23 protein-coding genes are annotated in these 25124 nt (G+C 66.1%); 5 read left to right on the plus strand and 18 right to left on the minus strand.

Annotation, left to right across the window (positions count from 1 at the left end; all coding sequences use genetic code 11):
* Positions 1-137 precede the first annotated feature (137 nt).
* The 4 genes from bcsA to bcsD all read right to left on the minus strand — a co-directional run bounded on the left by bcsA (position 138) and on the right by bcsD (position 4831).
* Entirely contained in the window at positions 138-2345 is a 2208-nt protein-coding gene (gene bcsA, locus F3J20_RS26010; protein ID WP_167285056.1) for a UDP-forming cellulose synthase catalytic subunit, read from the minus strand.
* Positions 2342-3127 carry a cellulose biosynthesis protein BcsQ gene (bcsQ, locus tag F3J20_RS26015; RefSeq protein ID WP_167285057.1) on the minus strand — a complete coding sequence of 262 codons (786 nt, stop codon included), beginning with the start codon at positions 3125-3127 and terminating at the stop codon, positions 2342-2344. Before bcsQ ends, bcsA begins: the two co-directional genes overlap by 4 nt.
* Positions 3124-4260, minus strand: coding sequence for a cellulose biosynthesis protein BcsP (gene bcsP, locus F3J20_RS31905; protein ID WP_205299378.1), 1137 nt, complete (start codon positions 4258-4260; stop codon positions 3124-3126). The genes bcsQ and bcsP overlap by 4 nt, the downstream gene beginning before the upstream one ends.
* A 115-nt stretch (positions 4261-4375) precedes the next feature.
* A complete protein-coding gene (gene bcsD / locus F3J20_RS26025) occupies positions 4376-4831 on the minus strand; it encodes a cellulose biosynthesis protein BcsD (protein WP_167049669.1) in 456 nt (151 codons plus the stop codon).
* A gap of 667 nt (positions 4832-5498) precedes the next feature.
* Between bcsD and F3J20_RS26030 the strand changes: the two genes are divergently transcribed.
* Together F3J20_RS26030 and F3J20_RS26035 are read left to right on the plus strand one after the other, a co-directional pair.
* Positions 5499-6644 carry a GGDEF domain-containing protein gene (locus tag F3J20_RS26030; protein ID WP_167285060.1) on the plus strand — a complete coding sequence of 382 codons (1146 nt, stop codon included), beginning with the start codon at positions 5499-5501 and terminating at the stop codon, positions 6642-6644.
* 163 nt (positions 6645-6807) lie between these two features.
* Complete coding sequence (locus F3J20_RS26035; RefSeq protein WP_167285061.1) at positions 6808-9204, plus strand: bifunctional diguanylate cyclase/phosphodiesterase; 2397 nt, start codon at positions 6808-6810, stop codon at positions 9202-9204.
* 79 nt (positions 9205-9283) lie between these two features.
* Here the strand turns inward: F3J20_RS26035 and hpaI are convergent, their stop codons facing one another.
* From hpaI to F3J20_RS26070, 7 genes are all read right to left on the minus strand, one after another.
* Complete coding sequence (hpaI, locus tag F3J20_RS26040) at positions 9284-10087, minus strand: 4-hydroxy-2-oxoheptanedioate aldolase (RefSeq protein ID WP_167049663.1); 804 nt, start codon at positions 10085-10087, stop codon at positions 9284-9286.
* Between the two features lie 10 nt (positions 10088-10097).
* On the minus strand, positions 10098-10901 hold the full coding sequence (hpaH, locus tag F3J20_RS26045; protein WP_167285063.1) for a 2-oxo-hept-4-ene-1,7-dioate hydratase: 804 nt from the start codon (positions 10899-10901) through the stop codon (positions 10098-10100).
* Positions 10902-10964: 63 nt separating this feature from the next.
* Positions 10965-11363: a 5-carboxymethyl-2-hydroxymuconate Delta-isomerase gene (locus tag F3J20_RS26050; RefSeq protein ID WP_167285064.1), complete on the minus strand. Its 399-nt coding sequence runs from the start codon at positions 11361-11363 to the stop codon at positions 10965-10967.
* Positions 11364-11382: 19 nt separating this feature from the next.
* Positions 11383-12246 carry a 3,4-dihydroxyphenylacetate 2,3-dioxygenase gene (gene hpaD, locus F3J20_RS26055; RefSeq protein ID WP_167285066.1) on the minus strand — a complete coding sequence of 288 codons (864 nt, stop codon included), beginning with the start codon at positions 12244-12246 and terminating at the stop codon, positions 11383-11385.
* Positions 12247-12306: 60 nt separating this feature from the next.
* Complete coding sequence (hpaE, locus tag F3J20_RS26060; RefSeq protein WP_167285068.1) at positions 12307-13764, minus strand: 5-carboxymethyl-2-hydroxymuconate semialdehyde dehydrogenase; 1458 nt, start codon at positions 13762-13764, stop codon at positions 12307-12309.
* Between the two features lie 29 nt (positions 13765-13793).
* Positions 13794-14552, minus strand: coding sequence for a fumarylacetoacetate hydrolase family protein (locus F3J20_RS26065; RefSeq protein WP_167285069.1), 759 nt, complete (start codon positions 14550-14552; stop codon positions 13794-13796).
* On the minus strand, positions 14549-15325 hold the full coding sequence (locus tag F3J20_RS26070) for a fumarylacetoacetate hydrolase family protein (RefSeq protein WP_167285071.1): 777 nt from the start codon (positions 15323-15325) through the stop codon (positions 14549-14551). Before F3J20_RS26070 ends, F3J20_RS26065 begins: the two co-directional genes overlap by 4 nt.
* A gap of 211 nt (positions 15326-15536) precedes the next feature.
* Here F3J20_RS26070 and hpaR point away from each other — a divergent pair, with 211 nt between their 5' ends.
* Positions 15537-15944: a homoprotocatechuate degradation operon regulator HpaR gene (hpaR, locus tag F3J20_RS26075; RefSeq protein ID WP_167049650.1), complete on the plus strand. Its 408-nt coding sequence runs from the start codon at positions 15537-15539 to the stop codon at positions 15942-15944.
* A gap of 222 nt (positions 15945-16166) precedes the next feature.
* Complete coding sequence (locus F3J20_RS26080) at positions 16167-17240, plus strand: hypothetical protein (RefSeq protein ID WP_167049648.1); 1074 nt, start codon at positions 16167-16169, stop codon at positions 17238-17240.
* 78 nt (positions 17241-17318) lie between these two features.
* On the opposite strand, the gene aroQ is transcribed toward F3J20_RS26080, so the two are convergent.
* From aroQ to F3J20_RS26095, 3 genes are all read right to left on the minus strand, one after another.
* Positions 17319-17756, minus strand: a complete 438-nt coding sequence (aroQ, locus tag F3J20_RS26085) for a type II 3-dehydroquinate dehydratase (RefSeq protein WP_167049647.1) — start codon at positions 17754-17756, stop codon at positions 17319-17321.
* A gap of 55 nt (positions 17757-17811) precedes the next feature.
* Positions 17812-18879 (minus strand): Gfo/Idh/MocA family oxidoreductase, encoded by a 1068-nt coding sequence (locus F3J20_RS26090; RefSeq protein WP_167049645.1) that lies wholly within the window; start codon positions 18877-18879, stop codon positions 17812-17814.
* A 99-nt stretch (positions 18880-18978) separates the two neighbouring features.
* On the minus strand, positions 18979-20382 hold the full coding sequence (locus tag F3J20_RS26095) for an MFS transporter (RefSeq protein ID WP_167049643.1): 1404 nt from the start codon (positions 20380-20382) through the stop codon (positions 18979-18981).
* A gap of 204 nt (positions 20383-20586) precedes the next feature.
* Between F3J20_RS26095 and F3J20_RS26100 the strand changes: the two genes are divergently transcribed.
* Positions 20587-21543 carry a LysR family transcriptional regulator gene (locus F3J20_RS26100; protein WP_167285073.1) on the plus strand — a complete coding sequence of 319 codons (957 nt, stop codon included), beginning with the start codon at positions 20587-20589 and terminating at the stop codon, positions 21541-21543.
* Between the two features lie 45 nt (positions 21544-21588).
* Here the strand turns inward: F3J20_RS26100 and F3J20_RS26105 are convergent, their stop codons facing one another.
* From F3J20_RS26105 to F3J20_RS26120, 4 genes are all read right to left on the minus strand, one after another.
* A complete protein-coding gene (locus F3J20_RS26105) occupies positions 21589-22935 on the minus strand; it encodes an MFS transporter (protein ID WP_167049641.1) in 1347 nt (448 codons plus the stop codon).
* A 183-nt stretch (positions 22936-23118) separates the two neighbouring features.
* On the minus strand, positions 23119-23682 hold the full coding sequence (locus F3J20_RS26110) for a cysteine hydrolase (RefSeq protein WP_167049639.1): 564 nt from the start codon (positions 23680-23682) through the stop codon (positions 23119-23121).
* Positions 23683-23733: 51 nt separating this feature from the next.
* Positions 23734-24186 (minus strand): MarR family transcriptional regulator, encoded by a 453-nt coding sequence (locus F3J20_RS26115; protein WP_167049637.1) that lies wholly within the window; start codon positions 24184-24186, stop codon positions 23734-23736.
* Between the two features lie 144 nt (positions 24187-24330).
* The gene (locus F3J20_RS26120; protein WP_167285075.1) at positions 24331-24978 is read right to left on the minus strand and encodes a VTT domain-containing protein; all 648 of its coding nucleotides are present in this window, start codon (positions 24976-24978) and stop codon (positions 24331-24333) included.
* Positions 24979-25124 lie beyond the last annotated feature (146 nt).

Raw genomic sequence — 25124 nt, forward strand, 5'->3', positions numbered from 1 at the left:
ATCAGCGGCGACCCGAAGCGCGATCCCAGCCGCCGCGTGCCGCGGCGCGCGAAACGGCGCGAGGGCGATGATCCGGTGGTGCCGCGCCCGTGAGCCGGGCGTTCGAGATTGTCCTTCGCCATCCTGTAGCCCATAGATCAGTCTTTGGTTTTTAGCTTTTTGACGTCCGCCGGACGGCTTTTGAGCGAACTGCGCAGGTCGTCGTAGATATGCTCGAACAGTCCCGCGATGCCGCGCGCGCCGACGCGCAGCACGTGCGACAGGCCGCGCAGCGGCGTGTCCTGCTCGCGGCCCTCGGCCCAGCCGGTCCACGCGTCCGCGCGCGCGAACGTGGTCTTGACGAACTCGTACTCCTGCTCGCGCGACAGCGACGAGAAGCGCAGCCCCACGCGGCCCGCCTCGCTGAAGCTGACGGTGGCGGGAAACGCGTATTCCTCGTCGCCGCGAAAGAGCGACACGGTCACGCGCTCGTGCATCGGCACCTCGATGCGGTTGGGCAGCGCCACGCCGACGCCGCCTTCCGAGTAGTCGATCGTTTCGCAGGCGAGCGTGCGGCCGGTCGAAAACTTCAGCATGACCGGCATCTTCATCGCGACGCGGTGCACCGCGCGGATCTGCCGGCGCTCGCTCGCGGCGGCCACGCTCGCGCCGAGAATCAGCATGTTGTAGCCGGTCCACGCGAGGTTGAGCAGCGTCGTCTCGACGATGCTGCGCACGTGCCAGTTCAGATAGATATGCACGAGGCCCGCGATGAAGCCGAGCAGGTTCAGCAGCAGCAGGAACAGATACGGCCGCGAGATCGACCAGTCGAAGTAGTTCTTCTCGATCTGCCCGCCCTTGGCCGTCACGTTGAACTTGCCGAGCTTCGGGTTGATGAGCGCGAGCAGCGTCGGCGCGGTGATGTACGAGGCGAGCACCGACTCGTACACCTCGGCCCAGAACGAATGGCGGAACAGGCGCTGCATGCGCGAATTCGTAATGCTCGCGTGCATCATGTGGGGCATCGCGTAGATCGCGATCGTGCTGGCGGCGGCCTCGATCACGTGCGCGCCGAAGAACAGGTACGACAGCGGCGCGGTCAGGAACACGAGGCGCGGCACGCCGTAGAAGAAGTGCAGCATGCCGTTCAGATAGCAGAGCCGCTGGCCGAGCTTCAGCCCGCGGCCGGTGAGCGGATTGTCGATGCGGAAAATCTGCGTCATGCCGCGCGCCCAGCGGATGCGCTGGCCGATGTGGCCGGACAGGCTTTCGGTCGCGAGACCGGCGGCCTGCGGAATCGCCAGATAGGCGGTGGTGTAGCCGAGCCGGTGCAGCTTGAGCGCCGTGTGCGCGTCTTCGGTGACGGTTTCGACCGCGATGCCGCCGATCTCCTCGACCATGCTGCGGCGCAGGAGCGCGCACGAGCCGCAGAAGAACGTCGCGTTCCACAGGTCGTTGCCGTCCTGCACGAGGCCGTAGAACAGCTCGCCCTCGTTCGGCACCTTGCGGAAGGTGCCGAGGTTGCGCTCGAACGGGTCGGCGGAGAAGAAGTGGTGCGGCGTCTGCAGCATCGACATCAGCTTGTCGCGCAGGAACCAGCCGAGGCCGATCTGCAGGAACGAGCGGGTCGGAATGTGATCGCAGTCGAAGATCGCGAGGTATTCGCCGTTCGTGATCTTGAGCGCCTCGTTGATGTTGCCGGCCTTCGCGTGGCGGTTGTGCGTGCGGATCGTCCAGTTCACGCCGACTTCCTCGCAGAACGCCTTGAACTCGGGGCGGCGGCCGTCGTCGAGCACGTGGATCGACAGCTTCTCGACCGGATAGTCGAGTGCGAGCGCGGCGTAGATGGTCGGCTTCACGACGCCGAGCGGCTCGTTGTAGGTCGGGATGAAGACGTCGACGCTCGGCCATTCGTCGCGGTTGGCGGGCAGCGGCAGCGGCTTGCGCTGCAGCGGCCATGCGGTCTGGAAATAGCCGAGCATCAGCACGAGCGTCGAATAGACCTCGGCGGTGACGAGCAGCAGACCCCAGGCGGCGTCGAGCGGATGCTCCCAGTAGGTGGTCTCGGTGAGGCGCCAGTACATATAGCGGCCCGAGGCCACCAGCGACAGCATGATCATCACCATCGTCGCGTAACGGCCGGGCAGGCGGCGAAACAGCAGCGCGAGCAGGAAGCAGCAGGTCGCGAAGGTGAGCTGCTGGGCGAAGCCGAGCGGCACCGTGAACACGAAGTACAGCATGTACAGCGCGAACAGCGTGACGAGCCCGGTGACGATGCGGCTGTTCCAGAAGCGCGCGTCGATGAAGCGGGCGAAGCGCGAGGGCTCGCTGCCCTCGGGCTCCCGCGAGGCAGCGGGACGGCTCATGCGACGCTCCTTGGCGCGGCGATCGCGTCGACCGCCGCCGCGAGCCATGTGCCGCACGAACGGAAGTCCGCGGCGGCCTGGCTCAGTGGGTCGTAGTGAATCAGCGTGGTGTCGCACGCGAGCGCTTCGCCCACGCCTTCGTCGAGATGGATCACGCCCGGGAAGACGCGCGGGCCGAGCATCTGGCGCAGCACCTTGAGCACGTCCTTGGTCAGCTGGCGCGACTGGTCGATCTGGTTGACCACGTAGCCGACGCCGCCGAATTCCGCGCGCGGCGCCGCGTAGGCTTCGATGAGCCGTTCCATCTGCGGGATCGCCGCGTACGAGGCCGCATCGGCGAGCACGGTGTTCAGCGCGAAGGTAGCAGCGGTGAGCGCGGTGCGCACGTAGGCCGACGAACCGGGCGGCGTGTCGACGATGACGATGTCGGACGCGTCGAGCCGCAGGTTCTGCAGCGACTGCGCAAGCCACTGCGGATGCTGGTCGATGTAGGCCTCGAAGCGGCGGCGGTCGTCCTCGAGCACGGCGCCGTAGGGCAGCACGGTCACGCCGTCGACGCCGTCGAACATTACCGTTTGCCACGGGTCGCCGGCGAGCGTCGCGCGCGAGAGGCCGTCGATGCTGTCGAGCGGCACGCCGAAGTGCAGACGCAGCGCGTTCTGCGGGTCGAGGTCGAGCGCGATCACGCGCCGGCCGCTGCTCGCGAGCACCGAGGCGAGATTGGCGGCGAGGGTGGTCTTGCCGACCCCGCCTTTGGCGGACACCACCGCAATGACTTTCATGAGCGACGCGGACCGTTGTTGAGCCACGAGGGGCGGGCGCCGGGCGCGGCGGGGCTGGCTGCGTGGGTCTGTGCCGGTGTTTGCGCTTGTGCCGGCGTTGGTGTCGGTATCGCGGCGGCTTGCGCGGGCGTGCCGCGCAGACGGTCGAATACCGATTGCAGCGGCGGGGGCGCGTGAGCGGCCACCGCCGGTTGTTGCGGGGCGGTGAAGAGTTTGCCGAGGATCGAGGCGGGTTGGGCGGGTTGCGTGGGTTGTGTTGCTTGGGCCGGTGCGGTGGCGTGCGCCCATGCGGGGGCGGCCGGCTGTGCGGGTTGTGCCGGCGGAATCGGTTGCGGCGCAGTTGGCGCCCGGAACTGCGGCGCGGACGACGCGCTTGCGCGCGGCATCGCAGTTGGCGTTATGGCTGGCATCGCGGGCGGGATCGGTGCGCTCGGTGCTGCCGACGCGGTGGTGGTTCCCGATGCGTACCAGGCGGGTGTCGTTGGTGCTGGCGGGATCGGCGCGGCAGTGGGTTGGGGCGGTGTTACGGTAGCGGCCGGCGGGATGGGCGCCGTGGGTTGGGCGGCCGTCGGAGCGGCGGCGAAAACCGGCGCGGTTGATGAAGCGATTCCCGAAGCACCAGCCGGTGCAACAGCGGCCGCCGTAACCGCAGCGAACCCAGGCGCCGGGGTCGTGGCCGGCACAGCAACCGAAGCCGCCGCAGACGCACCCGCCGCACCAGCACCACTCGCGCCAGCACCCGCACCTTCCGCTTCCGCCCGCGCCAGCGCCTCGTCCTGCGTGCCGAAGCGCCACGACGCGTCGCTCGGCATGACGGGCTTCCCGGCGGCCGCGGCCACCGGTGGAATGTCGCGCCGATGCGGCCGGGCGAAGAGCGGCGCATTCGCGCGCGTCACCGCGGTGTCGTCCTTCAGGGTGGCATCGCGACGCTGCGCGGCCACGGGCTGCTGCGGTGCCGCTTCGCGAGGCTGTCCGATTTCCGGAATCGCCGGTTGCGTCAGATCCAGCGTCACGAGCAGCGGCCAGCGTGTGCGCGCGATGCGCGCATCGTTCTCGCGGCTGATTTCCTGATACGCGTTGGCGTCGCCGCCAAACTGCTCGAACAGTTTTTCGATATCGCTCGATGAACTCATGATGCCGTTGTTTGTAATAGCAGTTTTAGCATGCGCGGCCTCACGGCCTCGGCGGCGGTGTTCCCGTACTCGCCGGCGCCCCTCAGCACCGATGCTGCGAGCACGTACGTTCGTATCAGGCCGGATGACGGCCCAGGCGAAACTCGAGCGCGCTGTCCGCGCCGAATGCGCTCGTCTGCGCGACCGACAGGCCCTGTGCGCCCAACGCGCACATCCACGTCTGGTAGACGCCTTCGAGAAACGCCGGCGTCCAGGCGAGCGCCGCGTCGCCGAACGCCTGGAGCGGCGCGCAGTAGTGCACGATGCGCAGCGCCTCGGCTTCGTCGGCGAGTTCGACGTAGCCCCAATCCATCTCGTGCCAGTAGAGATTCAGCGCCTGCTCCAGCTCGACCGTCGACGCGCATTCGGGCAGCGGATGCGCGGCGGCGAAGCGGCTGCCGACGCGATGCATCAACTGGCGCAGTTCGTCATGCCCGATCTGTGCCTCGAATTCGCTGGCGAGCGCGCTCAGCATGCCGCGCCACTGCGGCGAGATTTGGCGTTGCAGCAGGTAGTCGAGAATTGGGACCATGTTTTCCGGAAGCGATCGTCGTTCAATCCGCATGAGCGGATACAACGGTCGGGCAGGTTGAAAGGCATTTCGGAAATTCGCGCATTGCGTGCCTTACGTCTCTTTTACCGCGCTGTCTAGTCTGTCCGGCACACTTCGGACGAAGTTTACTGAAGGCACTGACTTTTAGCTACTTTCCAATCGTCAGCTTGTACATTGATTGACCTGGATTGGCGGCGACGCAACAGCGTAATTTTTGCCTGTGACGTTCTATTGAAACGTTTTCTCCCGCTGGACGCCGCATGGTGCCTGATTCGCCTTCGGCATATCGGCCGACCATGACGGCCTGTTTCGCGTCTTCGCATTGCGCGCCGGATGCGGTATCGGGGTCGCGCCGGAACAACGTCTGCCGCGCCGGCGCAGGCCGCGCGACGATCGCTGTCACAGGCATGAGGCACAATAGGGCCAGGCGCATGGGGATGCGCCGGTAGCGGAATTTTTTTCCGCAGGCTCGTCGGGCGAGCGGGGCGACATGAAAGCGGACAGGCGCGGACCAACAGCCGCCTCGAGGCTCGATGTATGAATCGTCCGTACGAGTTGCAGGAAATAATCGGCGCGAGCCGATCAAAGAGGCCAGCGCAAAGCACGCCGAATGCTTTGCGACGTTGTTCGATTCAAACAGATTGCAATGCTCAATCCACTTACGATTCTGCTGGTCACGGTCTTGTCGGGCGCGATGGCAATGGCCGTGCTCGGCTCGTTATGGCGCGCGGCGATTCCGGGCGTCGGTTGCTGGATTGTGGCAAACGTGTGCGCGATCGTCGCGCTGCTCGCCTTTGCCTCGCAGGGGCACGCGTCGCGCTGGCTGACCTTCGTCGCGGCCAACGGACTGCTTGCCCTCGCCCTGCTGCTCGTGCTCGAAGGCGCGTTGCGTTTTCTGGGGCGGAACACGCGGCCGTGGTGCGCCTATGCGGGCCTCGTGGCGCTGCTCGCCGCCATCGGCTACTGGACCTTCGTCGCGCCGAATTTCAACGCGCGCGTGACGGTCGTGTCGGCGTATCACGCGGTGCTCTATGCGGAACTGTTCGTGCTGATGATGGGCGGGCGTCCCGAGCACCGGCCGCGCTACAGCTATTACTTCATCGCGACCGTGGCGCTGCTGCTGGGCGCCGGGCACGCCTCGCGCGGCATCCTCTACGGCTTCGGCCTGATTGCGCAGACCGATCTGATGCAGGTCACGCCGTCCAATATCGTGTTTCTCGCGGTCGGCGTTCTCGCGCCGCCGTTCCTGTCGATCGGCGTCGTGATGCTCGCGCACGACCGCCTCGCCGAGCGGCTCGAACGGCTCGCCAACGTCGACGACCTGACCGGCGCGCTATCGCGCCGCGCGTTCCTGCAGATCGGCGGCGCGCTGCTGAACGCGTCGCTGCGCAGCGGCTCGCCGGTCGCGCTCGCGATCGTCGACATCGATTCGTTCAAGTCGGTCAACGATACGCACGGTCATGCGGCCGGCGACGAGGTGCTCGGTCATTTCTCGGCGTTCGTCGCGCGCGAGCTGCGTGTCGGCGACGTGTTCGGGCGGCTCGGCGGCGAGGAGTTCGGCGTGCTGTGTCCGGCGACTTCGGTCGCCGAGGCGGTCGTGCTGCTCGAACGGCTGCGCGCGCGGCTCGCGGCGAGCGCACCGGGTGTGCTGCCGCGCGGCCTGCGCTATACGTTCAGCGTCGGCGTGGACCAGCACCGGCGCGGCGAATCGCTCGAGCAACTGATGAGCCGCGCCGATCGTGCGCTCTATGCGGCGAAGGCGGCGGGGCGCAACCGCGTGATGGCGGCGTAGGCGGGGTAGGAGATGTAGGCAGTGCAGGCGGAGCGGCCGCTCGCGGGACGAGCCCGCATCGTCACCTCGCTGCGCGCCGCCGTGAAGTGAGCCATAAATATTTGTAAGATGTTTGCCGTTAACCGTTGGCGGAGTCACCCGAACCCCAGTCCGATACCGTTCTATGTCTGCCATCCCGACGCAGCACCAGCCTGAGCCCGGTTTGCGCGAGCGCTTTCATCGGCGCTCGCTCGAACATCAGCGGCCGCTGTCCACCGTGACGATGGCTTTCACGGTGATCGCGTTCCTGTGCATGGTGGCGGCGCGCGATCTCGCGGGCGGCACCGTCGCGCCGCTCGGCTATCGGCTGCTTTGCGCGCTCGTGCTCGCGCTGCTGGTGCTGGCGATCCCGGGCACGAAGTCGACGTGGCTATTCGGCGCGATCGGCGTCGTGTACATGCAGGTGCTGATCGGCGGACTCGTGCTCAATGCCAGTGGCGTCGCGCATCCGTTGATGTGGCTGTTGCCCGCGCTCGTCGTGATCCCGATCTGCGCGGCGCCGCTGTGGCTGACGCCCGTGCATTTTTTCACCGGCAGCGCATTGTTCTATGCGGTGGCCGTCGCGCTACTGCTGCTCGGCAAGAGCCATCCGCGCGACATCGACGCGGCCGTGTGGGCATGGGTCGTCGCGGTCGGCGCACCGACCGCGGCGGTGTTTCATTTCGGCTTCTACCGGTTCCGGCGCAATCACTTTCTGCTCGAGAGCCAACTGGCGCAGCTCGCCGCAACCGATCCGCTGACCGGCCTGCAAAACCGCCGCGCGTTCGTCAAGCGCGCCGAGGAGCGGCTTGCGATGCTCGCGCCGGACGCGCGCATCAGCGCGATCTTTCTCGACCTCGACAGCTTCAAGTCGCTCAACGACCGCTTCGGCCATGCGGTCGGCGACCGGGCGCTGCACGAGGTCGGGCAGGTGCTGATGGGGCAGGTGACGCCGTGCGACGGCGCGAGCCGCGTCGGCGGCGAGGAGTTCGCGGTGCTGCTCGACGCCGATCTCGCCGGCGCGCTGCAACTGGCCGAGCGGCTGCGCGGCGCGATTGGCGCGATCGAGCGGCCGGACGGTCTTCTGACCGCGAGCTTCGGCGTTGCCGAATATCGGCGCGGCGAAAGCTTCATGGTGCTGCTCGATCGCGCGGACGAAGCGCTGCTGCGTGCGAAGCATTCGGGCAGGAACCGCGTTTGCGCGGAACGTGCCCTGCCGCTCGACGCGCGGCAGCCGACGTTCGGCGGCCTTTCGGCGCAGGACGGCGCGCGGGATGGTGCGCGGGATGGTGCGCAAGATAGTCAGGGCAGCGAACAAGGCAGTGGCGAGGCGCCGCGCTATCGCTGGGACGGCTTCCGTCTGATCTCGCACTTCCAGCCGCTCTACAGCCTCTCGCATCAGAAGCAGGTCGGCTTCGAGGCGCTGTTGCGCGGCGAGCGGGACGACGGCACGCTCGTGCCGCCGGTCGTGATGTTCGCGCCGAAACCGTCGAGCGACGAAGGCGCGCTCGATCGCGCGAGCCATGCGGTACACCTCGGCAACGCATGCCGCCAGTTGCCCGGCGGCGCATGGCTGTTCCTGAACATCCTGCCGGCCACCTTCATCGCCGACGGCTACGCCGATCAGTTGACGAAGATCGTGCGCGGCGCGGGGCTCGAACCCGAGCGCGTGATCCTCGAAATTCTCGAATCGCACGGCGGCAGCGTCGACGATATGTCGCGCGCGGCCGCGCTGTACCGGCGGCATGGCTTTCTGATCGCCGTCGACGATTTCGGCGCGGGGCAATCGAATCTCGACCGGCTGCTGCGGATTCGCCCCGACCTCGTCAAGCTCGACGGCGAACTGATTCGCGCGACCATGCAGCATACGCAGCAGCCGATCCTGCCGACGCTCGTGTCGCTGCTGCATCAGGCGGGCATGCTCGTCGTCGTGGAGGGCGTCGAGACCGCCGACGAGCTGATTCTCGCGGTCGAGTCGAACGTCGATTTCGCGCAGGGCTATCTGCTTGGCCGGCCCGCGAGCGAGATTGCGTCGCCCGAGTCGGTGCGCCGGCAGATCGACGATGCATTCGACGTGATCGCGCAGGGGCGCGCGCATCAGCATGCGTTGTTCGAATCCGAGGTGGAGCCGTACCGGCGCGAACTGCGGCGCGCCGCCGATGCGTTGCTCGCCGGCGCCGCGATGGCCGACGCGTTCGAGGCGCTCGCGCGCCTCGAACACAGCATCAGTTGCTTCGTGCTCGACGAGACCGGCCGGCAGATCGGCCACGAAGTGCGCGGGCCGGCATGGAGCGAGGCCATGGCGTCGCTGCAGCCGGTCGCGAATCCATACGATGCGCGCTGGGACCATCGGCCGTACTTCCGCAATGCGGTGCTGATGCCGGGCGAGGAGATCACGAGCAGTCCGTATCTATCGCTCGCGTGCGGGGGACGGCCCTGTATCGCGGTGACGCTAGCCGAGCATCTTGCTGCCGGGCGGTGTGTGATCGGTGTCGAGCTCGACTGGTCGGCGCGCGGGTTGCCGTGGCCGGGGCGGGATTAACGCCTTGGATACCCGATGCATGCTCAAGTCCACGTTGGGTGCTTGCCCGTAGCCGCTCTGTATCTGCGCAATATCCCGTTCAATACCCACCCTTAACCGCCGCCGCCACAGCCGGCGCATTTCTATACGACGCCGCGAGATCCGCGGCCGCGCGGCTCAGCAGACCCGTATCGGTGCCGACTGCGACGAAGCTCGCGCCGGCCGCGAGATATTCGGCGGCAAGCGCCGGGTCGGGCGCGAGCACGCCTGCTGCCTTGCCCGCGCCGCGCACGGTATCGATGCCGTGGCGAATCGCGTCGCGCACGCGCGCGTCGCCCGGCTTGCCGAGTAGACCCATCGACGCGCTCAGATCCGATGGCCCGAAAAACACGCCGTCGACACCCTCCACGCGCGCGATTTCCGCGAGATTGTCGAGGCTCTGCACGGTTTCCGCCTGCACGATCACGCACAATTCCTCGCCCGCGGTGTGCAGATAATCGGGCACGCGATTCCAGCGCGACGCTCGCGCGAGCGCGCTGCCGACGCCGCGAATGCCCTGCGGCGGATAACGCGTGGCCGCGACCGCGTCGAGTGCCTGCGCGGTCGTGTCGATCATCGGCAGCAGCAGCGTTTGCGCGCCGATGTCGAGCAGTTGCTTGATCAGCGCGGCGTCGCTGCGCACCGGTCGCACGACCGGATGCGACGGGTACGCGGCCACCGCCTGCAATTGCGACAGTGTGCTGCGCACGTCGTTCGGCGCGTGCTCGTTGTCGATTAGCAGCCAGTCGAAGCCGGCGGTGGCGAGCAATTCGGTCACGTACGCGTCGGCGAGCGCGGCCCACAGGCCGAATTGCGGCTTGCCTTCGGCGAGCGCGCGTTTGAAGGGGTTGTTCGGCAGGACCATGTCGATGCTCTCAGATGAAATTCAAACCGATGCCGCCGAGCGGACCATAGTCGACGTGAAACGTGTCGCCGGCGCGCGCCGGAATCGGGCTCGTGAACGAGCCGCTCAGGATCACGTCGTGCGCGTTCAATGATTCGTCATACGGAGCAATCTTGTTCGCGAGCCAGGCGACGCCGGTGGCCGGATGGTTGAGCACGGCTGCCGCGAGTCCGCTTTCCTCGACCGCGCCGTTTTTATAGAGCAGCGCGCCGACCCAGCGCAGATCGACGTCGAGCGGACGCACGGGCCGGCCGCCGAGCACGACGCCCGCGTTCGCGGCGAAGTCGGAGATCGTGTCGTAGACCTTGCGCGGTGCGTGCGTCTCGCGATCGAACTGCTCGATGCGCGCGTCGATGATCTCGACGGCCGGGCTCACGTAAGCGGTCGCGTCGAGCACGTCGAATAGTGTGACGCCGGGGCCTTTCAGCGGCTTGCTCAGCACGAACGCGAGTTCCACTTCGACGCGCGGCGCGATGAAGCGGTCCGCGCGAATGTCCTGGCCGTTTTCGATAAACATGCTGTCGAGCAGCGGTGCATAGTCGGGTTCGTCGATCTGCGACGAGCGCTGCATCGCGCGCGAGGTCAGGCCGATTTTTCTGCCCTTGATTACGCGGCCCTCGGCGAGCTTGAGCCTGACCCATTCGCGCTGGATCGCATAACCGTCCTGTACGGTCATCTGCGGGTATTGCGCGGAAAAATGGCGCAATTGCGTGCGGGTCTTCTCCGCGCGATCGAGTTGCGCCGCGAGATCGCGGATGGTCTGTTCGTCTAGCATGGTGAGATTCTCGGCTCTTTGCTTTTAGCTCTTGCGTTTAACCCCGCGCTTTTAACTCCGCTCCTAACCCTTCAACCGCGCGTGCAGATTGTTATGCTTCCAGGTGCCCGCTTCGCTGAACTCACTGATTTCGAGCGACAACGCGAGCCCGTGCTGTTCGAACTCCGTGGCGAAGTGCTGCTTGATCCGCGCGAAGAGCGCATCGCCGCTCGCCTTCCTGACCGCTTCCGAACGGCCCGCGGCAATCTTCAGGTTCGCGTGCAGGAACGCGGCGTCGGGCCGGCCGTCGGCGATGCAGTACTGCTCGCAGCGCAACGCGCGCACGCGAATACCGCCGAGCGGAAACACGCGCTCGCCGTTCTCGCGCTGCGCATCGAGGCACTGCGCGAGGTCTTTGCATAACCGGCCGATGCGTTGTGCGTCGGCGAGATTGGCGCTGTATTCGAGTGTCAGATGGGGCATGGCGATTCCTTTGCGAGTGTCAGACGGGTAGCGGCGTAACCGGGAAGATCGCGTTGATCTGCCCCGTGCCCGAACTGCCGAAATACGGCGTGACGACCTCGGCCTTGCCGTCGTAGCGATCCCAGCCGAGCGCGCCGAGCAGCATTGCGGTGTCGTGCATGCCGCCTTCGCCCCAGCATTTTTCGTTATAGAGCGGCAGCATGTCGCAGAACGTCTTCCAGTCGCCGGTTTCCCACAGACGCACGGCGCTGCGGTCCATCTGTTCGAGAAACGGGCTCCATACCTTGTGCATGAATTGCTCGGCCGTGCCGTTGTTCGCGAAGTGGTGGGAGAGCGAACCGCTCGCGAGAATCGCGACCGTGCCGTCGTAACGCTCCTCGATCGCGCGGCGCACCGCGAGACCGAAACGCGCGCTCGTTGCGAGGTCGTGCCACATGCACCAGCCTGCTATCGACACGGTCTTGAAGTGCTGGTCGCTATTCATATAGCGCATCGGCACCAGCGTGCCGTATTCGAGTTCGAGCGTGGTCTCGCTGTGCGCGCGGCTTTTCACGCCCATTTCGTTGGCGACGTCCGCGATCAGATGGCCGAGCCCGGCATTGCCGGGGTAGGCGTACGGCATGTTTCTGATGAAGTGCGGCAGTTCGTTGCTCGTGTACACCCCTTCGAATTGCGGCGCGCAATTGATGTGGTATTCGCTATTCACGAGCCAGTGCACGTCGAAGACGACGATCGTATCGACGCCGAGTTCGCGGCAGCGCCGGCCGATCTCATGATGACCGTCGATGGCGGCCTGACGGCAGCCCTTGTGCGGACCGTCGAGTTCGGACAGATACAACGACGGTACGTGAGTGACTTTTGCTGCCAACGCGAGTTTGCCCATCGCGATCTCCTTTATCGGCCTGGCGTCGCGCGGCGTGTGCCTGCGCGGATGCCGCCGTGGTCAAACGCCCCAGCGCGGAATGTGATGCGAGCCGAGCGACACGCAGACGTTCTTCGGTTCGAGAAACACTTCGTAGCTCCAGGTACCGCCTTCGCGGCCCACGCCCGAGGCTTTCGTGCCGCCGAACGGCTGGCGCAGATCGCGCACGTTCTGGCTGTTGACGAAGCACATGCCGGCTTCGACGGCGGCGGCCACGCGCAGCGCGCGGCCCGTGTTCTCGGTCCAGATGTAGCTCGACAGGCCATACGAAATATCGTTGGCGAGACGGATCGCCTCGGCTTCGTCGTCGAACGGAATCAGGCAGGCGACCGGTCCGAAGATTTCTTCCTGCGCGATGCGCATGCGATTGTCGACGTCGACGAATACGGTTGGCATGACGAAATTGCCTTGACGCAGTGTGGCGGGCAGAGCGGGCGTATCGAGCCCGCCGCAGGCGAGCGTTGCGCCTTCCTTCGGGCCGAGTTCGATATAGCTGCGCACTTTCGCGAGATGCCCCTGGCTGATCATCGGGCCGACGATCGTGCTGTCGGCAAGCGGATCGCCCACGCTCAGACGCTTCGCACGCTCGACGAAGCGCCCGGCAAAGCGCGCGTAAATGGAGCGCTGCACCAGAATGCGCGAGCCCGCCGTGCAGCGCTCGCCATTGTTCGAGAAGATCATGAACACAGCGGCGTCGAGCGCGCGCTCGAAGTCGGCGTCGTCGAAGATCACGAACGGCGATTTGCCGCCGAGTTCCATCGAGAACTTCTTGAGGCCCGCGGTTTGCACGATGCGATTGCCCGTTGCCGTCGAACCCGTGAACGACACCGCATGCACGTCGCGATGCGCGACGAGCGGTTCGCCCGTTTCCTTGCCGAAGCCGTGCACGACGTTGAGCACGCCTTTCGGAATGCCCGCTTCGAGCGCGAGCTGGCCGAGCATCGACGCGGTGAGCGGCGACAGTTCGCTCATCTTCAGCACGGCCGTGTTGCCGAATGCGAGGCAGGGCGCGACTTTCCACGTGGCCGTCATGAACGGCACGTTCCACGGCGAGATCAGCGCGCATACGCCGACCGGATGGAACAGCGTGTAATTCAGGTGCGAATCGGTCGGGTACGTATGGCCGTCGACGCGCGTGCACATCTCGGCGAAATAGCTGAAGTTGTCGGCGGCGCGCGGCACGAGCTGCTTGCGCGTTTGCGAGATCGTCTGGCCGGTGTCCTTCGTTTCGGTTTCCGAAATTTCCGGTACGTGCTGCGTAATCAGTTCGCCGAGCTTGCGGATCAGCTTCGCGCGCTCGGCGGCGGGCTTCGCGGCCCACGCGGGGAACGCGTTCTTCGCGGCGCTCACGGCCGCGTCGACTTCCTTCGCACCGCCGCGTGCGACTTCAGCGAGCACATCCTGGGTGGCCGGATTGACGGTTTCGAAGTACTCGTTCGAGGCGCACGCTTCGCCGTTGATCAGATGGTCGATCGTCATTGCGTTGTCCTTTTCCTGTTCGCTGCGGATCACGCGCGGCCGAAGTCCGCGTCGGATGCGATCGTATTCACGAGACGGCCGAGGCCGTCGATTTCGCAGACGACTTCATCGCCCACGTCGACGTTGACGATGCCTTCGGGCGTGCCGGTCAGGATCACGTCGCCGGGCGCGAGCGTCATGAAGCCGCTCAGATATTCGATCAGTGCGGGGATGCCGGTGACGAGATCGCGCGTGTTGCCGCATTGCTGGCGCGTGCCGTTCACGAAGGTGCGCAGTTCCAGCTGGTTGACGTCGGCGACGTCGGCCGCGTCGACGAACCAGGGGCCGAGCACGGTGCCGCCGTCGCGATTCTTCACGCGCAGGTTCGGGCGATAGTAGTTTTCGAGGTAATCGCGAATCGCGTAGTCGTTCGCGATCATGTAGCCGGCCACGTGCTGCATGGCGTTTTCACGCTCGACGTTGCGCACGGTTTGGCCGATCACGACCGCGAGTTCGCACTCGTAGTGCATGAACGCGACGTCGGCGGGACGGCGCGTGACGCCGCGATGGCCGAGCACCGTGCCCGGTCCCTTCAGAAACACGAGTGGCTCTTCCTGCTTGCCGAACTGCAATTCCTTCGCGTGCTCGGCGTAGTTGAGGCCGAGCGCGAAGATCGTGCCGACTTCGATCGGCGCGAGCCAGACCACTTCGTCTTCGCGGCGCACGCGGCCGTCGGCGAGACGCACGCCATGTTCATGCGGATAGGCTTCGTGAATCGCTCCCGCGTAGGCAACCCGGCCGCGCATCATGACGGTTCTCCGTTGTGACGATGCGCGCCGACGAACGAGACGACGAGCGGCGGCAGCGTGCCGATCGACAAGGTGGCCGTGTCGCCGCTGCGCGCGACCGGCGAGCCGTGGGGCACGCCGAGCGTGATGACGTCGCCCGCATCGAGCGTCATGAAGTCGGTGATGTCGGCGAGCAGTTGCGCGACGTTGCGTAGCGACGACGCAGTGTTCGCGGTGAACCGCGGCTTCGCATCGTTGAGCGACACGCTGATCTCGAGCGCATCGGGCGTTGCGACGTGGCGCGCGGCAACGAGCGCCGGGCCGATCACGCAGAAGCCGTCGCGGGCGCGCAGGCGCACGTTCGGGCGGTACACGTTGGTATGCGGCACGCTCAGATCGCCGATCAATGTGTAGCCGGCGATATAGTCCGCCGCGTGTGCGACGCTCACGCGCGTCGCGGTGCGGCCGATCACGATGCCGAGCGACGCGCCGACTTCGACGCCGGGCGCATCGTCCGGCACGACGACGCGCGCGCGATGACCGGCGAACGTGTTGCGCGGTTTCAGATAGAGCACCGGCGCTTGGGGCGGCGCCTTGTAAGGCGCGGCGTTCACCGCATCGCCGAGCGCCGCGAGCGCGGCGCGGTCGTTCAGCAGCGTGCCGTAGACGGCGCCGCCCACCGGCGCGCGGCATGCGATGCCACGCGCGAGCAGCGCGGCCGCGGCGTGGGCGTCCATCTCGAGAGGCAGCGCGTCGCCTTCGGGATGCAGCAGATGATCGGCAAGGGCAAACATGAATGCGCGGCCTCGTGGAAGAAATCCCGACGAACGTTCTGGTGGCCGTTCGACGAAAACACTAATATGTTAGCAGTATCGTGCTTGATATGATGCACGGTCAATAGGCTGTTGGTTGATCGCGGGTTTTCCCTTAAGCTTCGAGAACCGCTCTCAATTCCTCGTCAATATGTCCGCTGCGTCCATCCGAGTTTTGCACCGCAATCTGCCCATGCTGCTGCTACGCGCCCGCGAAAAAATGATGCAGCGCTTTCGTCCGCTGATCACCGCGCATGGGCTGACCGAACAGCAATGGCGGGTGATACGCGCACTCAACGAGCATGGTCCGATGGAGCCGCGCCATATCTCCGATATCTGCACGATTTCGAGCCCGAGCATGGCCGGCGTGCTCGCGCGCATGGAGAGCATGGAGCTCATTACCAAGGAGCGTTTTGCCGAAGATCAGCGCCGCGTGCTCGTGTCGCTGACCGATACGAGCGTCGAACTCGTGCGCGTGATTTCGAAGGACCTCGAGGCGCACTATCGCGAACTCGAACGCAAGGTGGGGCCGGAGATCGTCGAGCGCGTGTATCGCGCGGTGGACGACCTGCTCGCCGGTTTGTCGGAAGAGGACGAGTGACGGTACTGTACGGTTGAGTCGCTGCCCACGCGGCACCGGTCGTTATCGTGTTTCTATCCGACGCTGCCGTCGCACAAGGTAAAGTGGCGGCTTCTGCCACGGCGGTTTTTCGTTTGCGCCGATGCGCCGCCGCTTTCATTCGATTTCCGGAAGAGAAGTCCCATGTCGTTGCCTCCCGAGTTGCCTTCTGAATTGCCCGCTACGTCATCGACGAATTCGACGATGAACTCATCGATCAACGACGCCACGCCGCAACAAAACCCGCTGAAACAGGCGGTATTTCTGCACACGGGCTGGCGCAGCGCGGGAACGTGGGTCTGGTCGCGCTTGCGCGAACTCGAGCGCGCGACCGGCTTCTACGAACCGCTCAGCAACGTGCTGGCCGAACTGAGTCTCGCCGACGTCGCGGCGTCGCGCCCCACGCTGACCTCGGGGCATCCGCCGCTCTCGACGCCATACTTCGACGAATACCGCCCGTTTCTGCGTGAGAACGCGCGCGGCGTGGCCGGCTACGACCGGCGCTTCAGTCTCGACCGTTTCGGCCACGCGCCCGATGCGCAATTTCCGGCCCTGCACACGTATCTGCGCAATCTGTGCGAGCGCACCGCCGAACAGCGGCGCGTGCCGGTCTTCAAGTTTTGTCGCTCGGGCGGACGCCTGCCGTGGTTCAGGCAGGCGTTTGCCGACGCCATGCACGTGGGCGTGCTGCGCAATCCCGCATCGCAATTCGCGTCGGGTTGGCTGCTCAGGCAGCAGTGGAGCAATCCGTTTTTCGTCGCGGCGCCGTTTCGCGTGCTCGGACTGAATCAGTCGGACCCGCTCGTGAAAGAGGTGCTCGGGCTCTGCGGCGCGAGTCTGCCGCCGCTCATGGCGTCGATGCCGGACGACGCCTATGCGATGGCCTGCGAGCAATACGCGCGCACGGTGGAAGGCGAGAACGCGTATCGCGCCTTCGTCGCGTTGTGGATGCTTTGCGCGTTGCGCATGGGGGAGGGTGTCGATCTGCTGATCGACATGGACCGGCTCGGCCAGTCGCGCGAATACGCGGCGAGCTTGCGCGCCGGCTTCGACGCGCAATGCGGTTTGGCGCCCGATTTCACGAGTGCGCGCGATCTGGTCGAAGAAACGCGGCGCGGCGCGGCACGGATGAAAGGCATCGACGGTGGGGCGATGCGGGTCGTGCATTCGGCCGCGCTGAAATTCCTGAAGGCGCAGGGTGGTATCGACGCGAGCTTCGTGGAAGCGGTCCGCGAAAAAATGGTGCTGGCGAACGAGCTGACCGAAGCGTGGCGTTAAGCGTGGAGTCAACCCGTCCGTAGGCTTGTGCGGCCGCTCAGTGCAACTTGCTCAGGGCAACCGCGCGACCGTGCAACGTCAGGCCGCCGCCGACACCGCCGCGCGCAGCCCGAGCAGATAGCTGTCCACGCCGAACCCGCAAATCTGTCCCTTGGCGATCTCTGCGAACACCGACAGATGGCGGAACGGCTCGCGCGCATGAATGTTCGACATGTGGATCTCGACCACTGGCACCGTCAGGATCGCGAGCGCGTCGCGAATGCCGTAGCTGTAATGGGTCCACGCGCCCGCATTGATCATCACGCCGTCGGCGTTGTCGAGGAACGCCTTGTGGATGCGCTCGCACATCTCGGCTTCGCTATTGGTCTGAAAGCTCTCGACGCGCACGCCGAGTTCGTCGCCGAGGACGCGCAGACGCTCGTCGATTTCGGCGAGCGTGATCGTGCCGTATTGCGCGGGGTCGCGCTTGCCGAACATGTTGTGGTTGATACCGTGCAACATCACGAAGGTTTTCATTTAGCTTTAGCGTATCTGAATGGTGAATTGAAGGGTTGCAGCCTGCCTGCGCATTTTAATGCGCGGCCGCCGCCGTGGACACCGTTTCGACGACCGAGCCCGTTCTGGCCGCCTCGACGATCGCCTCGGTAATGCGCAGATTCTGCAAGCCGTCGCGCGCGCTGACGAGCGGCGGTTCCTCGCGACGAATCACGCGCACGAAGTGTTCGAGTTGCAGCTTGAGCGGATCGTCGCGCGTCATTTCGGCAACGCTGACGTCGAACGGCTTCCACCACGAACGGTCCTCGGCCTTGCCGTAGGTTTTCAGGCGCATCGTCGGCACCGAGAGCGAGCCGAACGTGCCGGCGATCACGTAGCAGTCTTCATCGGCATACGACGGGTACGCCTTGTTTTCCTGCGAGGTCTGCTCCCAGCTGCGCGCGCTCGCGGCCGTGTCGGACAGCATGAAGCTGCCGAGCGCGCCGTTGGCGAAGCGCAGGTTGATCGCCACCGTGTCTTCGACCGGAAAGCCGCGCGTCGCATGCGACGAGAAAGCCTGCACCGCGACGATATCGCCGCACAGCATGCGCAGGTTGTGCACCTCGTGAATCATGTTCAGCAGAATCGGGCCGCCGCCCGGCTGGCGCCGCCATTCGGCGTCGGCGAAATACTCGTCGGGCTTGAAGAACACCGCGCTGCCCATGACCGCGACGAGCTGGCCGAGCCGGCCTTCGTCGATCAACTGCCGCGCGCGCGCCATGATCGGGCTGTGCGCGCGATGATGGCCGATCAGCAGCGGCACGCCGCTCGCGTCCGCTTCGGCCACGAGCGCCTCGGCTTCCTCGACGCTCGGCGCAATCGGCTTTTCGAGCAGCGTCGGCACCCGGGCCGCGAGACAGCGCGAGGCGTGCTCGACGTGCAACTGGTTCGGCGTCGCCAGAATCACGCCGTCGGGACGGTCGCGTTCGAGCAGTTCGTCGAGCGTGCGGTAGAGCGGCACGCCGGCCTCGGCCGCGATCGCGGCGGCGGCGGGTGAGGGGTCGACGATCGCCGAGAGCATGCCGGTGGCGCTGCGTTGCGCGACGGCCATATGCGCGCGGCCGATGTAGCCCGCGCCGGCCACGGCGATCCGGGTGCTGTTCATGAAGCGGTTCCTCTGAAGTCGGTGCAATGAAGTGGGTTTAAAAAAATCCGCTCGAGCCCAGGTTCAGGCTCGGGCTCGAGTTCAGATTCAAGCCGGGGCTCAGGCAACGGCCTTTTTCGCGTCGGCCATGCTTTGTGCGCGCATCGTCTCGTAGCTCTGCTTGTCGATCGGCACCGCGTCCTTCTCGCCGAGGTCGCTGAGCTTCACGCGGAAGTTTTCGCGGGTGTTCCACGCGGTGATCGCGCAGACGATCGTGATGCCGAACGTGATCGCGCCGATCGTGAGCGGCACGTTGTTCGATCCCGGCGGCGCGACGTAGGCGAACAGCGCGGGCAGCAGCGCGGTGATCGTCGTGCCGACGTTCTGGCCGATCGCCATCGCCGAGACGCGCGAGCGGGTCGGGAACAGTTCCGGATAGAAGCTCGGGAAGATCGCGTTGTAGCCCTGGTAGATGACGCCCCACATCAGGATCGACATCACCATCGCGAGCGGCACGTTGCGGATGCTGATCGCGTAGAGATAGCCGAAGGCGAGCAGCCCGGAGCCGAGCGCGCCGACGATGATCGGCAGACGCCGCCCGATACGGTCGGACAGATTGCCGACGTACGGAATCACGAGCACCGCGACGATGTTGCCGACCACCGGAATCCACAGGTACACGCTCTTCGAAAAGCCGATCCCGTACGACGCCTGTACCGCATAGGCCGCGCCGAAAATCGTCGCGACCACCGGGATCACGTTCATCAGCGAGCACAGCACCACGCGCAGCATATCGGCCCAGTTGTACTTGAATGCCTCGACGATCGGCGAGCGCGGCACGCCGCCGCTCGCGTCTTCCTTCTCGAACGCCGGAGTTTCCTCGACTTCGCGGCGGATGATGTAGCCGGCGATCAGCACGACCGAGCTGAGCAGGAACGGGATGCGCCAGCCCCACGAGTTGAACGAGCTGTCGTCCATGTAATAGGCGAGCGGCAGGAACACCGCGGCGGCGAGAATCTGCCCGGCCTGCACGCCTTGCAGCGTGAAGCTTGCGTAGTAGCCGCGCCGCCCGAATGGCGCGTGTTCGAGAATCATCGAACTGGCGCCCGAGATTTCCCCGGCGACCGCGAAGCCCTGGATCAGGCGCAGCACGACGAGCAGCACCGGCGCGAGGAAGCCGATCTGGTGATAGGTCGGCAGCAGGCCGACCGCCATCGTCGAGAGCCCCATCAGGAACATGCAGAGGAGCAGCACGTTCTTGCGGCCGTGCGTGTCGCCCCAGTGCCCGAGAAAGAGCGCGCCGATCGGCCGCGCCACGTAGCCGACGCCGTAGGTGGCGAGCGAGGCGACGATCGCGATCTTCGGATTGCCGGAAGGGAAGAACAACTGAGGGAAGATCAGGGCCGCGGCCTGAGCGTAGATGAAGAAGTCGTAGTACTCGAGCGCCGAGCCGATCCAGCCGCTGGCGGTTGCCTTGCGAGCCTGCGAGCCGTGCCCGCCGCTTGCCGATGCGTTCGTTTCCATATCGTCTCCTGATCAGAGTGTGTTTTTGTCAGCTTCTATGGCTGGATCATTGGCGCCTGTAATGCAGGACTTCGCAAGCCAGGACTTTCCTGGTGGGCGTTGCCGCGGTGCGGCATGAATCGCCTGGGCTTGCCGACCGGCGCTTGCTCAACTCAGCCGTTACGACTAGGGTAATAGAGTTCCGTCCCGACACAATGCGACCAGATGTCAAATCAGAATGCGCTCACAGCCACGAATGAATCCTTCCTGCGCGATCTGCAGCTGTTCTGCCATATCGCGCGGCGCGGCAGTTTCGTCGCGGCGTCGACGGAAATGGGCCTGTCGCCGTCGCATGTGAGCAAGCGCATCGCGATGCTCGAAGCCGGTCTCGGCGTGAAGCTGTTTCAGCGCACCACGCGCAGCGTGAGCGTGACGAGCGACGGCGAAACCGCTTTGCAGTGGGCGCAGAAAATTCTCGATGACGTGCAGGGCATGACCGACGCGTTCGCCGATCGCCGCACGGAGCTGCGCGGCGTGCTGCGCATCAGCACGAGCCTGCGGCTCGGCCGCAAGCATGTCTCGCCGATTCTCACGATGCTGCGCGAGCGCCACCCGAACCTCGAAATCTGGCTCGAACTGCTGGACCGGCGCGCCGATGTGGTCGGCGAGAACTTCGACATCGACGTGCGCGTCGGCGAAGTGCAGGAGCCGCATCTGATCGCGCACAAGATGGTGGAGAGCGCGCGCATTCTGTGCGCCTCGCCGGCTTATCTGGAGCGGCGCGGCGTGCCGCTCGAACCCGCCGACCTCGCGCAGCACGACTGCCTGTTGTTTCGCGGCCGCGACGACCGCTTCGGCGTGTGGCGTCTCGCCGGGCCGCATGGCGAGAAGAGCGTGAAGGTGACGGGCACGGTCGCGTCGAATCTGAGCGACATCGTCGTGCAATGGGCGCGGGACGGTTACGGGATCGTGATGGTGTCGATCTGGGACGTCGCCGAAAGCCTGCGCTCGGGCGAACTCGTGCGGATTCTGCCGGCGTATCTGCAGCCGGCCGACGTGTGGGCCGTGACGGCCGAGCGGTTGTCGTCGTCGGCGCGGATTCAGGTGTGCATCGAGTTTCTCAGGGAGCAGTTGACGAGCGGACCTTATGCGCTCGTCACGCGCGGCGTGGGCGGGTTCTGAGGCGTCGAAGCGCCGAGGTTCGGCCACTGCATGGCGCGGCGCGCTTTACACGCTCGAAGCCGCATCCTCTTCGGCTGCGTCGAGCGTGCCGCGCTGCACCGTCGCCACGGCATCCGTCATGACCGCGGCGGCGACCGGGCGCGGGTCGTCGATGCTGTAACGCAGGCGCCCGCCTGCCAGGTAAAAGCGTAGCCCGCGATGCCGCATCAGATAGGCGAGGCCGACCAGCGCCGCGCTGAAGCCCGAGGCCGCGCCCACGCCGAGCGCCCAGCGCGGCCCGAAATGATCGGCGACCCAGCCGACCACCGGCGCGCCGAGCGGCGTGCCGCCGAGCGAAAGCGCCAGCAGGATCGCGATCACGCGGCCGCGCATCGCGGGCTCGGTGGTCAGTTGTACGAGGCTGTTGGTCGAGGTCGTGAAGGTTTGCGTCGAGACGCCGATGATGATGAGCACGAGGCCGAACAGCACGTAGTTCGGCATCAGCGCAGCCGCCGTGCAGCCGGCGCCGAACACCGAGGCGGCGCCGAGCAGCAGCGCCATGCGCGGCCGCGCGCGGCGCGCCGCGAGCAGCGCGCCCGTGACCGAGCCGATCGCCATCGTCGAGCTGAGCACGCCGTACTCGCCCGCGCCCGCATGAAACGCGGTGACCGCCATCGTCGAGATGAAGATCGGGAAGTTCAGGCCGAAGGTGCCGATCAGGAACAGCATCAGCAGCGCTGCCTTCAGATCGGGGCGCTTCCAGACGTATTTGAAGCCTTCGACGAAGCTGCCGCGCGTGCGCACCGCGAGCGGCTTGCTGTGCAGTTCGTGCAGACGCAGCATGCGCAGCGCGCCGAGCACGGCGACGAACGACAGCGCGTTGATCAGGAACACCCAGCCGGTGCCGACCGAGGCGATCAGCAGGCCCGCGACGGCCGGCCCGATCATGCGCGCGGCGTTGAACGAGGTCGAGTTGAGCCCGACCGCATTGGCGAGATCGGCCTCGCCGACCAGGTCGGAGACGAAGGTTTGACGCGCGGGGGAATCGAAGGCGGTCACGCAGCCGAGCAGTCCCGCGAACAGATAGACCTGCCACAACTGCGCGAGCCCGGTCACGGTGAGCAGACCGAGCACGAGCGCCAGCGTGCCCATCGCCGCCTGGGTCGCGAACAGCAGCTTGCGGCGGTCGAAGTGATCGGCCGCATAGCCGGTGAGCGGCAGCAACAGCATCTGCGGGCCGAACTGCAGCGACATGACGATGCCGACCGCCGTCGCGTTGTGATGCGTGAGTTCGGTGAGCACGAGCCAGTCCTGCGCCGTGCGCTGCATCCACGTGCCGACGTTCGAAACGATGGCGCCGCTCGCCCAGACGCGGTAGTTGAAATTGCGCAGCGAACGGAACGTGGAGCTCACGGCAAGGTTTCCTTGGCGCCGGATGGTGGGCGCGCATGCGTGCATACATGTGAGCCATGAACGGCCGCCGCTGACGGCTGTTCATGGCACGGGCTCATGGCGCCCGCTTACGACTCCTGCTTACGGCACCTGCTCGATGACCTGCCCGGAGACACGCTCGATGACCCGCTCGATGAAGCCCGCTCAGGCGCGTGAGCTTTCGAGCAGGGCGAGCACTTCCTGCGTCGTGCCGGTTTCGCCGAGGCGGGGGAAGATGCGCGTGATGCTGTTGACGTGCGCGTCGGCGTTGAGGTCGGTCATTGCGTCGACGACGAGCGTCACGTTCAGGCCGAGTTCGCTCGCGAAGCGCGCGGTCGATTCGACGCCGATGCTGGTCGCGATGCCGGTGAGCACCACCTGCGTGACGCCCTGGCCGTCCAGATACGCGGCGAGGTCCGTGTTCGTGAACGCGCCCCAGGTGCGCTTGGTCACGACGTGGTCCGACGGCTGCTGCTTCAGCTCGGGCAGCAGGTCCGCGAAACCGGCCGGGAAATCGCCGGGGGGACGGCCCTGTTCGGTGCGCCCCGGGGCGCCGGCCGTGACGTTCACGAGCACGACGGGCAGGCCGTGGCGGCGGAACGCGTCGAGCAGCGTGACCGAACGCTCGACGATTTCGCCAGCCGGATGCGCGGTGGGCAGCGCGACGACGCCGCGCTGCAGATCGACGACGACCAGTGCGGTTCTGGCGTCGAGAGTGGTGAGTGCCATGGAGTGCTCCTGCGAGTGGCGAATAGGGTGAGCGCAAATGCGGGTCGCGCGTTATGAATCGACGAGGCGTTTGAGCAGATCGACGCCCGTCGCGAGTTGTTGCTGCTCGGCCGGCGAGAAGTGCGTCTGTATCGTGCGATACAGCCAGTCTTCGCGCGCCGCGCGGCTTGCCTTGACCTTCCTGCGAAAACTCGGCGTGAGCGAGAGAACCGTCTGCCGCCCGTCGTTGGGATCGGGCGTGCCGCTCACGAGCCCGGCGGCTTTCAGTGCCGCGAGCGTTTCCCCCATCGACTGCGGACGCATGCCGTGCGCACGCGCGAGCGCGCTGACGGTCGCCGGGCCTTCGCGTTCGAGCTGCGTCAGCACCTGTACCTGCGACGGCGTGAAGTCGCCCACGTGGGCTTCTTCGCGCAGACGCCGGCGCAGCTTGCTGTTCAGCACGCGCAGGTCTTCGGCCAGCGCATGCAGCGCTTCCGGTGTTACCGGCGAGGGGGGAGTGCTCATGCGGCGAGATGAGGTGAAGGTTAACTATGAAGGTTACCTTCATATCTTGTTCGGGTCAAGCCAGCGGCGATGAGCATGACCCGGCCGGCGAGTCTCATGGCGACGCGAGCGGGAGACTTCAGCAAGCAACATCAGCAAGCAACATCAGCGGGCACGCGCGCGGCGGCCGAGAAAACGCCAGAGCGCGCCGCCGGCCAGCATGGCGGCGCCGAGCACGATGCCGAGCAGCACCAGCGTGCTCAGATGCTCGTGGACCACCGGCACGTTGCCGAACAGATAGCCGGCCGCGATCAGCGAGACGACCCATAGCGCGGCACCGGCGGTGACATAGGTCGCGAAGCGCGCGAAGGTCATGTGCGAGACGCCGGCGGCGAACGGCGCGAACGTGCGCACCACGGCGATGTACGGCGACAGCAGGAAGGTCAGGCGGCCGCGCGCTTCGCTGAACGCGTGCGCGCGTTGCAGCGCGGCGCGGTTCAGCCATGCGTAGTTCGAGGTATAGACCTTCTCGCCGACCGCGCGGCCCAGCCCATAGCCGACGATGCTGCCGCCCACCGTCGCGACGAACAGCACGGGCGCGACGATCCAGACGTTGAGCGCGCCGGTGGCCGCCAGCGCGCCGCAGATGAAAATCAGCGGATCGCCGGGCAGGAAGAACAGCGGCAGAAAACCGTACTCGACGAATACGACAACGAACAGCAGCGCATAGACCGCGGAGCCGAATTGCAGGATCAGCGTGCTCAGGTGCTGGTCGAGGTGCAGCGCGATCTGCAAGGCGTTCATCAGGTTCATCGGCGGCAGCGGCGAGGTAGGTGGCGGGATGCCACGAGTGTAGCCTCGCGCGCGGCCATGTTGGGGCGGGCGCGTTGGGGGGCGCGTGTTGCCGGCGCAAAAAAACGGCGGGCGTGACCGAAGCGATCTCCGGTCACGCCCGCCAT

The sequence above is a fragment of the Paraburkholderia sp. Cy-641 genome, from assembly GCF_011752945.1.
In the GTDB taxonomy this organism is placed as follows: Bacteria; Pseudomonadota; Gammaproteobacteria; order Burkholderiales; family Burkholderiaceae; genus Paraburkholderia.

Excerpts from the sequence above, each read along its gene's own strand:
- bcsA (WP_167285056.1), bottom strand. The coding sequence starts at position 2,345 with ATGAGCCGTCCCGCTGCCTCGCGGGAGCCCGAGGGCAGCGAGCCCTCG.
- bcsQ (WP_167285057.1), bottom strand. The coding sequence starts at position 3,127 with ATGAAAGTCATTGCGGTGGTGTCCGCCAAAGGCGGGGTCGGCAAGACC.
- bcsP (WP_205299378.1), bottom strand. The coding sequence starts at position 4,260 with ATGAGTTCATCGAGCGATATCGAAAAACTGTTCGAGCAGTTTGGCGGC.
- bcsD (WP_167049669.1), bottom strand. The coding sequence starts at position 4,831 with ATGGTCCCAATTCTCGACTACCTGCTGCAACGCCAAATCTCGCCGCAG.
- F3J20_RS26030 (WP_167285060.1), top strand. The coding sequence starts at position 5,499 with ATGCTCAATCCACTTACGATTCTGCTGGTCACGGTCTTGTCGGGCGCG.
- F3J20_RS26035 (WP_167285061.1), top strand. The coding sequence starts at position 6,808 with ATGTCTGCCATCCCGACGCAGCACCAGCCTGAGCCCGGTTTGCGCGAG.
- hpaI (WP_167049663.1), bottom strand. The coding sequence starts at position 10,087 with ATGGTCCTGCCGAACAACCCCTTCAAACGCGCGCTCGCCGAAGGCAAG.
- hpaH (WP_167285063.1), bottom strand. The coding sequence starts at position 10,901 with ATGCTAGACGAACAGACCATCCGCGATCTCGCGGCGCAACTCGATCGC.
- F3J20_RS26050 (WP_167285064.1), bottom strand. The coding sequence starts at position 11,363 with ATGCCCCATCTGACACTCGAATACAGCGCCAATCTCGCCGACGCACAA.
- hpaD (WP_167285066.1), bottom strand. The coding sequence starts at position 12,246 with ATGGGCAAACTCGCGTTGGCAGCAAAAGTCACTCACGTACCGTCGTTG.
- hpaE (WP_167285068.1), bottom strand. The coding sequence starts at position 13,764 with ATGACGATCGACCATCTGATCAACGGCGAAGCGTGCGCCTCGAACGAG.
- F3J20_RS26065 (WP_167285069.1), bottom strand. The coding sequence starts at position 14,552 with ATGATGCGCGGCCGGGTTGCCTACGCGGGAGCGATTCACGAAGCCTAT.
- F3J20_RS26070 (WP_167285071.1), bottom strand. The coding sequence starts at position 15,325 with ATGTTTGCCCTTGCCGATCATCTGCTGCATCCCGAAGGCGACGCGCTG.
- hpaR (WP_167049650.1), top strand. The coding sequence starts at position 15,537 with ATGCTGCTGCTACGCGCCCGCGAAAAAATGATGCAGCGCTTTCGTCCG.
- F3J20_RS26080 (WP_167049648.1), top strand. The coding sequence starts at position 16,167 with ATGAACTCATCGATCAACGACGCCACGCCGCAACAAAACCCGCTGAAA.
- aroQ (WP_167049647.1), bottom strand. The coding sequence starts at position 17,756 with ATGAAAACCTTCGTGATGTTGCACGGTATCAACCACAACATGTTCGGC.
- F3J20_RS26090 (WP_167049645.1), bottom strand. The coding sequence starts at position 18,879 with ATGAACAGCACCCGGATCGCCGTGGCCGGCGCGGGCTACATCGGCCGC.
- F3J20_RS26095 (WP_167049643.1), bottom strand. The coding sequence starts at position 20,382 with ATGGAAACGAACGCATCGGCAAGCGGCGGGCACGGCTCGCAGGCTCGC.
- F3J20_RS26100 (WP_167285073.1), top strand. The coding sequence starts at position 20,587 with ATGTCAAATCAGAATGCGCTCACAGCCACGAATGAATCCTTCCTGCGC.
- F3J20_RS26110 (WP_167049639.1), bottom strand. The coding sequence starts at position 23,682 with ATGGCACTCACCACTCTCGACGCCAGAACCGCACTGGTCGTCGTCGAT.
- F3J20_RS26115 (WP_167049637.1), bottom strand. The coding sequence starts at position 24,186 with ATGAGCACTCCCCCCTCGCCGGTAACACCGGAAGCGCTGCATGCGCTG.
- F3J20_RS26120 (WP_167285075.1), bottom strand. The coding sequence starts at position 24,978 with ATGAACCTGATGAACGCCTTGCAGATCGCGCTGCACCTCGACCAGCAC.